Source organism: Nocardia sp. CC201C (genome assembly GCF_030010695.1).
Taxonomy (GTDB): domain Bacteria; phylum Actinomycetota; class Actinomycetes; order Mycobacteriales; family Mycobacteriaceae; genus Nocardia; species Nocardia otitidiscaviarum.
On record NZ_JASCXP010000180.1, the window covers coordinates 1 to 14,025 of the forward strand.

Below are 14,025 nucleotides of genomic sequence, written 5' to 3' on the forward strand. Positions count from 1 at the left end.
TCCGAGTATTCGGCCCCGGAATCCGGCCGCCGCGGCGACGCCGAGCACCGATCCGACGGCACTGCCCGCGACCGCGACCGCCGATCCGGTGTCACCCGGCCCGATCAGTCCGATGACCCCGAAGCCGAGACTCGCGCCCACGATGGCGCAGCCGGCCGCTGTCGTCGCCATGATCGAGTTCATCGGCACCAGCCAGCGCTGTTCCAGCACCTTGGGCAGCGCCGCCGCGCAGCCCGCGCCCACGAACCGCCCGATGCCGACCACGGCGAGCGCGAACAGCAGCAGCGGCGTGGCGGCGATCCCGCCCGCCAGCAGCGCGGCCGTCACCGCGATCAGCCCGGCCCGCAGCACATTGGCCAGCAGCAGGACGGTGCGCCGGTCCCAGCGGTCCAGCAGCGCGCCCGCATAGGGGCCGATGATCGAGTACGGCAGCAGCAGGGCCGCGAATCCGGCAGCGATATCCGCCGGATCGGTCTGCCGTTCCGGATTGAACAGGATCGCCCCCGACAGCGCCGCCTGGAACATGCCGTCGCCGAACGGACCGGCCAGTCGGACGACCGCCAGTCGCAGTACCCCCGGGTTGCCGCGCAGCGCCGCGCGGACCGTGCGCGCGAGTGCGCCGAAACCCTGCCCCGATCCGAATCCTCGCCCCGTTGCCGGGACGTTCACCGGGCGGGATGCGTGGTCACGAGGGCGTAGACGGCGGCGCGCATATCGGGGGCCATCGGCAGGTTGTCCAGTCCGTCGGCGTCGACCCACTGGTATTGATCGTGTTCGCTCGGATCGAGTGCGATCTCACCGTATTCGGCTTCCACCACGAAGCTGTATTTGCGGACGCGGGATTTCGTGCGGGTGGCGTAGTCGAATCCGCCGAGTACGTCGGTGATTCGTACCAGGCGAAGTCCGGTTTCCTCGAAAAGTTCGCGTTCCACGCATTCGGCGAACGTTTCCCCGGATTCCACGCCGCCGCCCGGCAGTTCATACATTCCACCGTGCCAGTCATCGGCGACACGCCGTACGACCAGTAGTTTGCCATTGCGGAACACAGCGACGCCGACCACGAAATGGGTGATGCCCTCGCTGCCCGCCTGCTGCCGGAGTTCGCGTTCGATACCCGCGAGTACCTCAGGTCTCATCCGTCCCCCTCCCTCCGGTTCTGCTTGCGGCACATCATGTTACGGTCGCCGCCCCGGCGCGGCACGGCGGGCGGCTTTCCGGCGCGCCCGCCGGGCGACAATTCGCTGGCCGGATGCGCCGTTCGGTAATGCCTGGTCGGGGCCGTGCGGATGATTGCTGCCCGCACGATAGAATTTACCGGGAATTCAGGCAGGGGTTCCGAACGGGCTTCTACCCTGGAAGTCGATCGGTGCTCGCCGGTGAGAGGAGACGGCGGTGTCCACGCTCACGACACCACACATCGATGTCCATCGGGGCGGCGACCGCATGAAAACGCGTGTGGCGTGGCTGGATTCGAAGCATTCCTTCTCCTTCGGCGAACACTACGATCCGGACAACACCCACCACGGCCTGCTCCTGGTCAACAACGAGGACATCGTGCTGCCCGGCGAGGGTTTCGACACCCACCCGCACCGGGATATGGAGATCGTGACCTGGGTGTTGAGCGGTAGCCTGGTGCATCAGGATTCGCTCGGTCACGCCGGCGTCATCTATCCCGGCCTGGCCCAGCGCATGAGTGCGGGGACCGGCATCCTGCATTCGGAGAAGAACGATGCGTGGCGGATCAGCAATGCCGCCGAACACGAGGAGCCGGTGCACTTCGTCCAGATGTGGGTGGTGCCCGACGAACCCGGCATCGAACCGGGCTATCAGCAGTTGGAGATCGACGACGAATTGGCGGGCGGCGGCCTGGTGACCGTGGCCTCCGGACTGCCGTGCTACCGCGACCGCACCGCCATCGCCATCGCCAGCAGTCATTCCGCGCTGCATGTCGCGCGGATGACCGAACCCGGCACGGTGGCCGAACCGAGCACCGAGGTGCGTCTCCCGGAGGCCCCGTACCTGCATGTCTTCGTGGCGCGGGGCGAGGTGGAGGTGGAGGGCGTCGGCACCCTCTACGAGGGTGACGCCGTGCGCATGACACGCAGCGGCGGTCAGCGCATCACCGCGAATATGCCCGCTGAGGTGCTGGTCTGGGAAATGCACGCGCGGCTCGGCGGGCAGTAACCGTCGTCGGCGCGGTCGCGCCAATACCATGGGCGGTGTGCGTCACCTGCGTTAACGGTTTCCGCGCGGCCGCGCGATACCGGGAGCGAGCACCGATGGAAGGATGCCACCATGTCGCAGTATCCGCCGCCCGGCCAATACCCGCCCCCTGGTGACTATCCGCCGCCGGGCGGCTATCAGCCCCAGCCCGGCTATCCCGAGCAGCCCGGCCAGCAGTACTGGCAGGAGCCCTCGAAGGGCAAGGGCCTGGCCATTACCGCGCTGGTGCTCGGCATCATCGCCATTCCGACGGGTTTCATCCTGCTCGGTTTCCTCTTCGGCCCGTTGGCCGTGATCTTCGGCCTCATCGCCCTGCTGAGCAAGAAGTCCGGCGGCACCGGAATGGCCGTCACCGGTATCGTCCTCGGCCTGATCGGCGTGGTTGTCTCCCTGGTCGTGGGTCTGTTCTTCTGGGGCGTCGCCAAGGAGGCGGGCTTCGACAACTTCCTCGACTGCATGAATGCCGCGGGCAATGATCAGGCCAAGATCGAGCAGTGCCAGCGGGACTTCGAGCAGAATCTCGACGACCGGTTCGGCATCACCATCACCCCGGAGCCGACCCGCTGACGGTCAGGCCGAACCCTCGCGGTCGGTGTGGGTGATGCGGCAGGCCCGCATCGCGTCGAGCACCTCCGCCAGTTCGGGCCGGAAGTCCCCTTCCGGCGGACAGATCCAGCGGCGGTAGCCGCCGCGCTCGTCGGCGGGTGAGGGCAGTACGATGCGGCTGCCGGGCAGCGCCACGCTCGCGCAGTCCCGGAACAGGTCGGCCACCAGCGTCATATCCAGATACGAGTTGTCGGTGGGGCCGGTGAGGAAGGTCCAGCGGGCCGAGCGCGGATGCGCGATGACCGGCCCGCAGCGGGCGCGCAGTCGAGCGCGGACACGATGCCCCAGCTCGGCGGGCATGGTGACGGCTCCGACCGCGCCGACCTCCAGCATGATCCGGCCCAGGCCGGGGTCGACGACGCCGTAGAGACCGTGCTCGGCGCGATAGCCCCGGCAGCGGGCGAAGGCGTCCTGGGTGTCCGTATGGAAGGTGGGGTCGAGCGTGCTCATGGGCGAACTCGTCTCGGTGCGGACCACTCGTCGGGATGGGTTATCAGACCGTAACCCCCGGCAATCGAAATGACAATAGTCACACGCTGGGGAGTTGCCAGGCGTAGCATCGGCAGTCATGGCACCCGTCTCTCCGACCGTCGCCCGCTGGGAACTGGTCCTGCGTCTGCGGGAACTACGCGAGCAGCACGGGTTCGATTCCGCCACCTTCGCCAAGCGGGTCGGCTTCACCCCGGCCAACTGGTCCCACGTGGAGAAGGGCCGCCGCGTCCTCACCGTCAATACCATCGGCCCGGTACTGGAGCTGCTCGAGGTGGAGGGTGAGGAACGCGAGGAACTGCTGGCCTTGCTGGCCGCCAGCAAGGAGCGCGGCTGGTGGGCCAAGTCCTCGGCCCTGATCGGCACCGAACTGCAGCGCTACTACGGCATGGAGTACGGCGCGGAGGCCATCCGCAGCTACGACAGCCTGGTGATTCCGGGCCTGCTGCAAACCGAGGAGTACGCCCGGGCCCTGATCAGCGCCGACGTCATGATTCGTCCGGTGCAGGTGGAACAGCTGGTTGCCGTGCGGATGCGCCGCCAGCAGCGGTTGTTCGATGACGACCGGCCGGAGGTCACCGCGGTGGTCGGCGAGGCAACGCTGCGTCAGCAGATCGGCGGTCCGAAGGTGCTGCGCGGCCAGCTCGAACATCTGGCCCGGCTGCTGGACGACAGTGACGCGGTGACCGTGCGGGTCATTCCGTTCACCGCAACGGCGGGTGCGGTGCTGGGCGGCTCGAGTTTCCATCTGCTCGATTTCACCGCCGCGGCCCTGCCCACTTTCGGCTGGGTCGAGAGCGCGGTGTTCGGAGGTGCGGTGGACGATCCCGACCAGGTGCGGGATCTGTCGTTCGCCTATGTGCGTGCACTCGACCAATCTCTCGATCGCGCAGAATCTTTGGAGATGATCAGAATTTATGCGAAAGGGGAATGAGAGCATTTCGTACCGTAAAATGCAGCCCATGTCCACCACAGCGAGGCTTCATCCGGAATCCACCGGATGGTTCACATCGTCTCGAACCAACAACGGCAATCAATGCGTCGAGGTCCGTTTCGACGGTGCTGCGGTGCTCATTCGTGACAGCAAGTACCGCCGCGATCCGGCGCACCGCCTCGCCGACGAGCCCATCATCACCGTCACCGCGACCGAATGGATGCGCTTCCTCGCCGCGGTGACCGGTCGGCCGTCCGCTCCCTCGACCCTCACCCACCACACCGCTGCGGACGGCTCGACCACCCTCACCGACGGCGAGATCACCCTCGTCTACACCCCCGGCGAATGGGCGGCATTCACCGCCGGAGCCCAAGACCACGAGTTCGATCGTGTGCCAACCCGACAACTGATTTCGTAGCGACCGGGGTAACTCACCGGGTACGTCCGCAATCGCGTCGGCTCCCGACGCAGGCACGCATGCATGACGGAAGGCGGCTCTCAAGCCGTGCGCTGAATACGCGGAGAGGCGGACGAGCATACTGGAGATCGTGACTACGCAGCAGGCTCCCTCCGGTATCGATCTTTCCCATGTCGACGCGAGCGTGCGGGTGCAGGACGACCTGTTCGCACATGTCAACGGCCAATGGCTGGACAGTTACGAGATACCGGCCGACCGGGCGGTGGACGGCGCCTTCCGCACCCTCTACGACCAGGCCGAGCTGGATGTGCAGCGGATCATCCAGAACGCCGCGGCCTCGAATGCCGAACCGGGCACCGAGGAGCGCAAGATCGGCGACCTGTACTCGTCGTTCATGGACGAGACGGCCGTGGCCGCCGCGGGACTGACCCCGATCGCCGAGGAACTCGAGGCCGTGCGCGCGGTCACCGACCGAGGTGAGTTCGCGGCCCTGCTCGGTCGACTGCAGCGCACCGGAGTGGGTGGCGCGCTGGCGTACTACGTCGACACCGACGACAAGGATTCGACCCGCTACCTGGTGCACGCCACCCAGTCCGGGATCGGCCTGCCCGACGAGTCCTACTACCGCCAGGACGAATACGCGGAGATCCGCGACAAGTATGTCGCCCATATCCGCCGCATGTTCGAGCTGGCGGGCCTGGAGGTCGACGCCGACAGGGTGTTCGAGCTGGAGCGGAAGCTGGCCGCCGGGCACTGGGATGTGGTGCGCCGCCGCGATGCCGAACTGTCCTACAACCTCACCACCTTCGACGCCCTCGCCGCCGAGCATCCGGAATTCGACTGGGCGGCATGGACGTCCGCGCTGGCCGAGGGCCTGGACCGCTCGGGCCCGGAACTGTTCGCCGAAATCGTGGTGCGCCAGCCGGATTTCGTGCGCACCTTCGCCCGGCTGTGGGCCTCCGAGCCGCTGGCCGACTGGCAGGCGTGGGCGACCTGGCGGGTGCTGAAGGGCCGTGCCGCCTACCTGACCGCCGATCTGGTCGAGGAGAGCTTCGATTTCTACGGCCGCACCCTCACCGGCGCGCAGGAGAACCGCGAGCGCTGGAAGCGCGGCGTCTCGCTGGTGCAGGAGCTGCTGGGCGAGGCGGTCGGCAAACTCTATGTGGCCGAGCACTTCCCGCCCGAGGCCAAGGCCCGCATGGTGGAGTTGGTCGGCAACCTCCAGGAGGCGTACCGCCGCAATATCGCCCAGCTGGACTGGATGAGTCCCGAGACCCGCGAGGCCGCGCTGGCCAAGCTGGAGAAGTTCACCCCCAAGATCGGTTATCCGGACACCTGGCGTGACTACTCGGCCGTCGCCATCGACCCGACCGACCTGGTGGGCAACTTCCGCCGCGGCTACGCCGCCGAACACGACCGCGACCTGAACAAGCTCGGTGGCCCGGTGGACCGCGGCGAATGGTTCATGACCCCGCAAACCGTGAACGCCTACTACAACCCGGGCATGAACGAGATCGTCTTCCCGGCGGCCATTCTCCAGCCGCCGTTCTTCGACATGAACGCCGACGACGCCGCCAACTACGGCGGCATCGGCGCGGTCATCGGCCACGAGATCGGCCACGGCTTCGACGATCAGGGTTCCAAGTACGACGGCGACGGCAATATGGTCGACTGGTGGACCGAATCGGATCGCACCGAATTCGGCAAGCGCACCAAGGCGTTGATCGACCAGTACAACGCCCTCTCCCCCAAGGACCTCTCCGACGAGCACAAGGTCAACGGCGAGTTCACCATCGGCGAGAACATCGGCGATCTGGGTGGTCTCTCGATCGCCCTGGAGGCGTACAAGATTTCGCTCGAGGGCACGGAGCCGCCGGTCATCGACGGGCTCACCGGGTTGCAGCGGGTGTTTTTCGGCTGGGCGCAGGTGTGGCGCACCAAGGCGCGCCCCGAGGAGGCGATCCGCCGCCTCGCGGTGGATCCGCATTCGCCGCCGGAGTTCCGCTGCAATGGCGTCATCCGCAATCTCGACAGCTTCCACGAAGCCTTCGGCGTCGAGCCGGGCGATGCCCTCTACCTGGAACCCGCACAGCGCGTGAAGATCTGGTAAGCCCGGTCCTAGCGCAGACGCGCCTCGGTCTCGGCGTCGAAGAAGAACACCTCGTCCGGCTTCGGCGTCAGCCGGAGGCGGTCACCCAGGGTCACCTGGAAGTGGCGGTCCACCCGCGCCACGACCTTGCCCGAGCGGCTGGACCATTCGTCGGTGACGCCGTGGGAGTAGAGGAAGGATTCGGCGCCGAGTTCCTCGAGCAGTTCCACCTCCACGGCCAACGCGTTGGCCGGATCGGTGGTGACCTCCCAGGACTCGGGCCGGATACCCACCACGATCCGCTTACCGGTGATCGCCTTGCGCGGCACCGGGATCGAGAGTCCGTTCAGCACCGCGTGGCCGTCACGAATCGGCGCGGTGAGCAGATTCATCCCCGGTGAGCCGATGAATCCGGCCACGAAGGTGTTGACCGGATCGTCGTACAGTTCGCGCGGTGCGGCCACCTGCTGCAGGACGCCGTCACGCAGCACCGCCACCCGGTGCCCCATGGTCATGGCCTCGACCTGGTCGTGGGTGACGTACACGGTCGTGGTGCCCAAACGCTGTTGCAGCGCGGCGATCTGGGAGCGGGTGCTCACCCGCAGCTTGGCGTCCAGATTGGACAGCGGCTCGTCCATGCAGAACACCTGGGGCCGCCGCACGATGGCGCGCCCCATGGCGACGCGCTGGCGCTGACCGCCGGACAGCCGCGCGGGCTTGCGGTCCAGCAGCGGTTCCAGCTCCAGCATGGCCGCGGCCTCCGCCACCCGAGCCCTGGTGTCTGCCTTGCTCATTCCCGCATTGCGCAGTGCGAAGCCCATGTTCTCGGCCACGGTCATATTCGGGTAGAGCGCGTAGCTCTGGAACACCATGGCGACATCGCGGGCACGCGGCGGCAGTGCCGTCACATCCCGGTCGCCGATGAGAATCCGCCCGCTCTCCACGGATTCGAGTCCGGCCAGCATGCGCAGACTGGTGGATTTCCCACAGCCGGACGGCCCCACCAGCACCAGGAATTCCCCGTCGGCGATATCGAGTACCAATTCCTCGACCGCCGGGTGGGGTGCTCCCGGGTACCGGTGGCTCACACCGTCGAACCGCACAGTCGCCATAGTGGCCGGACCTTCTTCCGAAAGAGAGTGTTACTTGGGCAGTTTCGGCAGGATCTGCCGGTCGAGGATGGCTTGCAGCTGGTTGGTGACGTCGGCGTAGGTGGTGGTGACGTCGGCGTTCTGCAGGCAGATCTTCTCGAAACCCGCGCCGATGATCTGGTCGGCGCCGGGCAGGAACACCCGTGCGTAATCCTGCGACCTGGTCAGCGGCAGCTGGTCGATCGCGGTCTTGGCGTGCGGGTTCTGCGCCAGGTACCGCTGCTCGCTCGGATCCGCGAGGGCGGACTTGCGCACCGGCATGTATCCGGTGCCCTGAGAGAAGGCGACCGTGCCCTCGGTGCCGGTGAGGAAGTTGATGAACTTGAGCGCGTTCACCTTCCGCTCATCGGAGATGCGCGACGGAATCGCCAGCCCCGCACCGCCGGTGGTGCAGCCGGGGCCGTTCGGATGCGGCAGGAACGCCGTGCCCAGCTCGAACTTCGAGTCCTTGACGATGCTGCTCAGGCTGCCGGTGGAGGCCAGCGTGGAGGCGATCAGACCCGCGCTGAAGTCGGGAGCGATCTGCTTGCGGACCCCCGCGTACTTCTTGGCGTAGATCATGTCGCGCAGGAAGTTTCCGGCGGTCAGCGAATCCGGTTCGTTGAAGGTGAGCTGCCACTCGTCGGAGTACGCACCGCCGAAGGTCCAGTTCGGCCCCTGGAAGGTCCACGCGAGATAGTCGGTGGCATTGCCCCAGCCGTGCGCGAGCTTGCCCTCACCGACGACCTCCTGGAGCTTCGGACCCCACTCGTCGAACTCCTGCCAGGTCTCCGGGCCCCGGTCCGGCAGTCCGGCCTGCGCCCAGACGTCCTTGTTGTAATAGAACAGCGGGGTCGAGCGGGCGTACGGCAGCGCCCAGTACTTGCCGTCGAACCTGTAGTCCTCGAGCAGCGAGGTGACGTAGTCCGAGGAGTCCACCCCGGCGTCGGCGAAGAGGTGGTCCAGCGGTTCGATGGTGCCGTTCAGGGCGTAGTTGAACCACCAGACATCGGAAAGCACCACGATATCGGGCAGTTCACCGCCGGACAGCGCCGCATTGAACTTCTGCGACACCTCCTCGTAGTTCTTGCCCGCGTCGACCAGGTTCACGGTGATCTCCGGGAACTGCTGCTGGAAGCGGCCGATCAGATCGGCCTCCAGATCCTTGGAGGTGCCCGGGTGGTTGGACCAGAAGGTGAGCTGGTTGGGGTCACCGCCCTGGGAGCCGCCGCCTCCGGTGCCCGCACACGCGGTCAGGGCGAGACCGGCCGCGGTGGCACCGGCCAGGCCGAGGAAGCCGCGCCGCGACAGGGACGGCAAACGTGGATCGGACACGGGAATCTCCTTGTGGAACTCAGCCTTTGACCGCACCGGAGGTGAGGCCCTTGATCATGTGACGTTGCAGGGCGAGGAAGATGACGAGGATCGGCAGCATGGTCATGACCGTTCCGGCCATGACCGGACCCCAGTTGGTGACGCTGGGGTTCTCGGTGTTCTGCAGCAGCGTGAGGCCCACCGGCAGCGTGGCCACCTCGGGACCGTCGGCCATGAGGAACGGCCACAGGTATTCGTTCCACTCGTTGACCAGTGTGATCACCGCGAAGGCCACCATGGTCGGCCCGGACATGGGCAGCACCACTCGGGTCAGCAGCCGCCACCAGCCCGCGCCGTCCATGCGTGCCGCCTCGATGATCTCGCCGGGCAGCGACAGGAAGTGGTTGCGCATGAGGAAGGTGCCGAAGGCGACTCCGAACAGCGGAACCATGATGCCGGTCAGGGTGTTTCGCCAACCCAGCTGGGAGACCAGCGCGTAGTTGGAGATGACGGTGATCTGGTTGGGCACCATGAGCGCCGCGATGATCACCAGGAAGACCACGTTCTTGCCCGGGAAGCGCAGGAACACCAGCCCGTACGCGCTGAAGACGCCGAGCGCGAACTTCACCGCCGACACCACGGCGGTCACGATGATCGAGTTCTTCAGGAAGGTCCAGAAGGGCAGCGTGGTGGTGGCGTAGGAGTAGTTCTCCGGATGCCAGGTGGTCGGCCAGTACACGGCGGGTTGCACGTAGATATCGCCGCGGTCCTTGAACGAGGTGATCAGAATCCACAGCAGCGGCACCCCGATGACGATCAGCACGCACGCCATGGCGCAATAGCCGAAAATCGTTGCCCACCGCGCTCTGTCGATGGCCCGCCCTGTGCTGCCGAGCCGCTTCATCGCTCGTCCCGATCCATGATGCGCACCTGGACCAGCGTCACGATCAGCAGCACCACGAACATGATGGTGGCCACGGTCGCGCCGTATCCGGCACGGAAGTTGACGAAGGATTCGCGGTAGACCTGGACCACCATGGTGGTGGTGCCGGTGCCCAGCGGCCCGCCGCGGGTCATCGTGTAGATGATGTCGAACACCTGCAGCGAGTTGAGCAGCACGGTGATGGACAGGAAGAAGGTGGTGGGCCGCAGCTGCGGCATGAGCACGCGGGTGAAAGTGGTCCGGCGGCTCGCACCGTCGATCTCGGCGGCCTCCATGAGATCCTGCCGAACCCCTTGCAGCGCCGCCAGATAGATGACGAAGGTGTAGCCCAGGTTCTTCCACAGGTAGGTGACGGTCACCATGAACAGGGCCCAGTTCGGGTCCTGGTAGAAGTCGGGCACCGGCAGCCCGACCTTGCGCAGGATGTCCTGCACCAGGCCGAATCCCGGATCGAAGACGAACTGGAAGGCGACGCCGATGGCCGCGCCGGAGATGACGAACGGCGCGAACACTGCGGAGCGGACCACATTGCGGCCGAACAGCTTCCGGTCCAGCAGCAGTGCCAGCGCCAGGCCGAGGGCCATGCTGCCGACCACCGCGGCGAGGGTGAAGATCACCGTATTGGTGACCACCTCCCACGAATCGGCGCGTCCCCACCACTCCCGGTAGTTGTCGAAACCGATGAAGGTGGCGGCGGTGTCGGAGATGTTCCAGTCGAAGAAGGACAGCCGGATATTGTCCAGCAGCGGCCGATACACGAAGACCGACAGCAGGATCAGATTCGGCGCGACCAGCACGACGAACAGCGCGTAGTCCGACCACGGCCGACCCCGCCAGCCGCGGACCTTCGGTTGCGGCAGTACTCGCTCGGGCCTCGATCGCACCGGCGCAGCCTGACGGCTGCGGGCAAACGAGCGGTTACCACCCGATGCCCGGAATCTGAAATGTCGGCGCGAGCGCGGTTCGGCCGGAATGTGATCCAGATCTCTCCGCACCGCACGCATGCGCGAATCGTACGGCCGCCCAGTATGTTCCGTCCGCGTATTCGATCAATGCGGGCTGTGGCCCGGTATCAATGGGGGCTGTGGCCCGGTGGCGAACCCGCCCGCATGCGACTGTGCGCCCTGCCCGTCGGGGGCAGGGCGCACGAGAAGGCTTGTGGTGCGGCGGGGCTCGGAGCTAGTTCCAGTCTCCGTAGCCGTCGCCCGCGTTGAGGGTGCCGCCCTGGGTGTTCACCACGATGACCGGGTCGCCCTTCTGCACGTTCTCGAAGTACCACTTGGCATCGGCGGGGCTGACGTTCAGGCAGCCGTGCGAGGCGTTCGATACGCCCTGCTGCGCCACCGACCACGGGGCGGAGTGCACGAAGATGCCGCTGTTGGACATGCGCACCGCGTACTCGACCTCGAGCTTGTAGCCCTCCGGATCGGTGACCGGCACCCCGTAGGTGGAGGAATCCATGATCATCTTGCGATTGCGCTCGCTGGTGATGTAGGTCCCGTTCGGGGTCTCATGCCCCGGCTTGCCCATCGAGGTCGGCATCACCCGCACCACCTCGCCGTTGCGGGTCACGGTGATCTCGTGGGTGCTGTCGTCGGCGGTGGCGATGAACTCGTCACCGATCTCGTAGGCGACGTGGGTGCCGCCCGCCTCCACGGTGATCCGCGAACCGGCGGGCCAGAACGACTCGGGCCGCCACCGCACCTGCTTGTCGCCGAACCAGTAGAAGTGGCCGCTCACCTTGTTGGTGGAGGTGATGCGGATGGCCTTCTCGGCGGTCTCGTGATCGGTGACCGGTTCCTTGAAGTTGATGATGATCGGCTGGGCGACGCCCACCACCTCACCGTCGCCGGGGCTGATGTTCGGCGCGGCGAAGTTGGCCGGCGGCACCGGAGCCTTGGCATTGGGTGAGTTCGGGGTGTCACCGGGTTCCGGCTGCGGCATGACGGCCGAGGGAACGCCCGGGATGTCGGGTCCGCCCGGCCACAGCGGGGCGGCCTGTGCGGGGGCGGCGAGCACCAGTCCGGCGGCCGCGGTGGCGGCGAGGGCAAGCAGTCCCGTTCTCCGGTACGTGGTCGTGCGCAAGGCGGTGTCCTCTCCGGTCTTTCGGTTCGCGCGCGGATGTGCGCCACGCGCGCAGAGCGCGAGCAGGTATCTCGCGGCAGGCCCCAACCCCGCATTCATTCCTACCGTGCGATCACCGGCATTCCAATCACGTTCTGGCGGTTATGCATACCGACCAACTGGTGTGAAGCGCGGCACGCTCACGATGGTGGGCGACTCACCGTGAGGCGACACGCTGTTCGCCCCGGCGATTCGCCGTCACGTCCCGGGTGGCGGGCGCGAACCCCACCGATGTGATCTCAAACCTCCGTGTGATCGAAATCACCGATATCGCCGTCGGATTCGAGCACATCGAAGGTGATGGCCGCCCGCGGGCCGGTGGCGATATTGTGCGGCACCGAGATGGGGACACGGCCCGTGCCGAACCGCGGCGACAGCCGCAGCCGCACCCGGCTCAGCAGTGTCGCGAGCACGATGCGCAGTTCGTAATCCGCCAGCGCGGCGCCGATGCAGCGTCGATGCCCGCCCCCGAAGGGCGCGAACTCGAACGGGCCGTACCGCCGTTCCAGGAACCGCTCGGGCCGGAACCGCTCCGGTCGCTCCCACACCTGGGGATCGGAGTGCAGCAGCGGCACCGCCAGACCCATGGTGTCGCCCGCCGCCAGTTCCCGGCCGCGCAGCGTGTACCCCGCCCGCAATCGGCGCAGCACGATCGGCACCGGAGGATGCAGTCGCAGCGTCTCCTGGCACACCGCGTCCAAGTACGGCAGCCGCGCCAGCTCGGCGGGTTCGGCCCCGGCATGTGCGGCCAGTTCGGCCCGCAGCCGCGCCAGGACGGGCGGATGCCGGTGCAGTCGGTACAGCGCCCACACCAGGACGGTCGCCGTGGTCTCGTGCCCGGCCACCAGCAGGGTGCGCACCTGATCACGCACCTCGGCCGCACCGAGGCGGCCGCCGTCCGCGCACCGGGCGGCGAGAATCGTGCCGAGCACGTCCGTGCCCGGCGCATCGACGGGGCGAGCGGCGATCTCGGTGTCGATCAGGGCGTCGAGCCGCTCGCGCGCGGCGATGAACCGATCCCACGGCGACAGACCGAACGCGCCGCGCCGCAGCGCGGGCAGCAGCATCAGCGGCCCGCCGTAGGCATTCAGGAATTCCGTTGTCGCGCTCGTATATTCACCGCGCGCGCGAGCATCGTGCACGCCCAGGGCGGCGGCCAGCACCACCCGCAGGGTGATGGCGCGCGCGGCCGCCCGCGCATCCACCCGGGCACCCGCCCGCCATGGCGCACCGGTGCGCTCGCCGGTCAGCTCCGCCACCGTCGCATCCTGGATGACGGTGCCCCAGGCGCGAATTCGGCTGCCGTGGAAGGCGGGCGCGAGCATGGTGCGATCCCGCCGGTGTCGCGCACCCGCCGTCAATATCAGGGAGCCCGTCCCCACCATCGGCTCGATCGGATTCGGCAGCGGCGGTTCGACCGAGTCCGCGGGGGCCCGGAACAGCTCCCGCGCCCCCGCCGCCGTCCCGGTGAACAGTGCCGTCCCGAAGCCGGGAAACCCCACCACGAACGGATCTCCGTCGCGGCCGCGCCGCCACCGGAAGTACCCCTCGAAGTCCATACCGGCCCGCAGCGCGTGCCACAGCACCGGCCGCGGCCCCCGCAACGGTGCGACCGACGGGGTCCCTCGGGTCCCGGCTCCAGCGCTCATGTCCTCCACTACGTTGTCGGCCCCGCGCGGGTTCGAATCCGGACCACGCCGGGCATGTTCCCGCCGCGGTGTTCACATCCGCCCGGCCGCGCCCGATTACCGAGTG

The 14,025-nt window shown here is 67.3% G+C and carries 13 protein-coding genes and 1 pseudogene; 5 read left to right on the forward strand and 9 right to left on the reverse strand.

Going from position 1 to position 14,025, the window contains the following annotated elements; translation table 11 throughout:
- Both QK444_RS19425 and QK444_RS19430 read right to left on the reverse strand, forming a co-directional pair.
- Nucleotides 1-591 (reverse strand): annotated as a pseudogene (locus tag QK444_RS19425) (hypothetical protein); the annotation flags it as partial.
- 74 nt (nucleotides 592-665) lie between these two features.
- Nucleotides 666-1,136, reverse strand: a complete 471-nt coding sequence (locus QK444_RS19430; protein ID WP_039808078.1) for an NUDIX domain-containing protein — start codon at nucleotides 1,134-1,136, stop codon at nucleotides 666-668.
- 256 nt (nucleotides 1,137-1,392) lie between these two features.
- On the opposite strand from QK444_RS19430, the gene QK444_RS19435 reads away from it, so the two are divergent.
- Entirely contained in the window at nucleotides 1,393-2,184 is a 792-nt protein-coding gene (locus QK444_RS19435; RefSeq protein WP_282782295.1) for a pirin-like bicupin family protein, read from the forward strand.
- Nucleotides 2,185-2,295: 111 nt separating this feature from the next.
- Nucleotides 2,296-2,790, forward strand: coding sequence for a DUF4190 domain-containing protein (locus QK444_RS19440; RefSeq protein ID WP_282782298.1), 495 nt, complete (start codon nucleotides 2,296-2,298; stop codon nucleotides 2,788-2,790).
- 3 nt (nucleotides 2,791-2,793) lie between these two features.
- On the opposite strand, the gene QK444_RS19445 is transcribed toward QK444_RS19440, so the two are convergent.
- Nucleotides 2,794-3,279 (reverse strand): hypothetical protein, encoded by a 486-nt coding sequence (locus QK444_RS19445; RefSeq protein WP_282782299.1) that lies wholly within the window; start codon nucleotides 3,277-3,279, stop codon nucleotides 2,794-2,796.
- A 118-nt stretch (nucleotides 3,280-3,397) separates the two neighbouring features.
- On the opposite strand from QK444_RS19445, the gene QK444_RS19450 reads away from it, so the two are divergent.
- From QK444_RS19450 to QK444_RS19460, 3 genes are all read left to right on the forward strand, one after another.
- The gene (locus QK444_RS19450; RefSeq protein WP_282782301.1) at nucleotides 3,398-4,252 is read left to right on the forward strand and encodes a helix-turn-helix transcriptional regulator; all 855 of its coding nucleotides are present in this window, start codon (nucleotides 3,398-3,400) and stop codon (nucleotides 4,250-4,252) included.
- Between the two features lie 28 nt (nucleotides 4,253-4,280).
- Nucleotides 4,281-4,670, forward strand: a complete 390-nt coding sequence (locus tag QK444_RS19455; protein WP_282782302.1) for a DUF397 domain-containing protein — start codon at nucleotides 4,281-4,283, stop codon at nucleotides 4,668-4,670.
- A 130-nt stretch (nucleotides 4,671-4,800) separates the two neighbouring features.
- Nucleotides 4,801-6,780, forward strand: coding sequence for a M13 family metallopeptidase (locus QK444_RS19460; protein ID WP_282782304.1), 1,980 nt, complete (start codon nucleotides 4,801-4,803; stop codon nucleotides 6,778-6,780).
- Between the two features lie 8 nt (nucleotides 6,781-6,788).
- On the opposite strand, the gene ugpC is transcribed toward QK444_RS19460, so the two are convergent.
- The 6 genes from ugpC to QK444_RS19490 all read right to left on the reverse strand — a co-directional run bounded on the left by ugpC (nucleotide 6,789) and on the right by QK444_RS19490 (nucleotide 13,919).
- A complete protein-coding gene (gene ugpC / locus QK444_RS19465; RefSeq protein WP_282782306.1) occupies nucleotides 6,789-7,871 on the reverse strand; it encodes a sn-glycerol-3-phosphate ABC transporter ATP-binding protein UgpC in 1,083 nt (360 codons plus the stop codon).
- A gap of 30 nt (nucleotides 7,872-7,901) precedes the next feature.
- Entirely contained in the window at nucleotides 7,902-9,209 is a 1,308-nt protein-coding gene (locus QK444_RS19470) for an ABC transporter substrate-binding protein (RefSeq protein WP_282782317.1), read from the reverse strand.
- A 34-nt stretch (nucleotides 9,210-9,243) separates the two neighbouring features.
- Nucleotides 9,244-10,107, reverse strand: a complete 864-nt coding sequence (locus QK444_RS19475) for a carbohydrate ABC transporter permease (RefSeq protein ID WP_282782308.1) — start codon at nucleotides 10,105-10,107, stop codon at nucleotides 9,244-9,246.
- A complete protein-coding gene (locus QK444_RS19480; RefSeq protein ID WP_282782310.1) occupies nucleotides 10,104-11,030 on the reverse strand; it encodes a sugar ABC transporter permease in 927 nt (308 codons plus the stop codon). The genes QK444_RS19475 and QK444_RS19480 overlap by 4 nt, the downstream gene beginning before the upstream one ends.
- Nucleotides 11,031-11,325: 295 nt before the next feature.
- On the reverse strand, nucleotides 11,326-12,231 hold the full coding sequence (locus QK444_RS19485; RefSeq protein ID WP_282782312.1) for an Ig-like domain-containing protein: 906 nt from the start codon (nucleotides 12,229-12,231) through the stop codon (nucleotides 11,326-11,328).
- 278 nt (nucleotides 12,232-12,509) lie between these two features.
- The gene (locus tag QK444_RS19490; protein WP_282782315.1) at nucleotides 12,510-13,919 is read right to left on the reverse strand and encodes a cytochrome P450; all 1,410 of its coding nucleotides are present in this window, start codon (nucleotides 13,917-13,919) and stop codon (nucleotides 12,510-12,512) included.
- Nucleotides 13,920-14,025: the final 106 nt, after the last annotated feature.

What these genes read in the sequence shown, in the direction of transcription:
- QK444_RS19490 (WP_282782315.1), bottom strand. Translation starts at nt 13,919, where the DNA reads ATGAGCGCTGGAGCCGGGACCCGAGGGACCCCGTCGGTCGCACCGTTG.
- QK444_RS19455 (WP_282782302.1), top strand. Translation starts at nt 4,281, where the DNA reads ATGTCCACCACAGCGAGGCTTCATCCGGAATCCACCGGATGGTTCACA.
- QK444_RS19475 (WP_282782308.1), bottom strand. Translation starts at nt 10,107, where the DNA reads ATGAAGCGGCTCGGCAGCACAGGGCGGGCCATCGACAGAGCGCGGTGG.
- QK444_RS19440 (WP_282782298.1), top strand. Translation starts at nt 2,296, where the DNA reads ATGTCGCAGTATCCGCCGCCCGGCCAATACCCGCCCCCTGGTGACTAT.
- ugpC (WP_282782306.1), bottom strand. Translation starts at nt 7,871, where the DNA reads ATGGCGACTGTGCGGTTCGACGGTGTGAGCCACCGGTACCCGGGAGCA.
- QK444_RS19445 (WP_282782299.1), bottom strand. Translation starts at nt 3,279, where the DNA reads ATGAGCACGCTCGACCCCACCTTCCATACGGACACCCAGGACGCCTTC.
- QK444_RS19430 (WP_039808078.1), bottom strand. Translation starts at nt 1,136, where the DNA reads ATGAGACCTGAGGTACTCGCGGGTATCGAACGCGAACTCCGGCAGCAG.
- QK444_RS19450 (WP_282782301.1), top strand. Translation starts at nt 3,398, where the DNA reads ATGGCACCCGTCTCTCCGACCGTCGCCCGCTGGGAACTGGTCCTGCGT.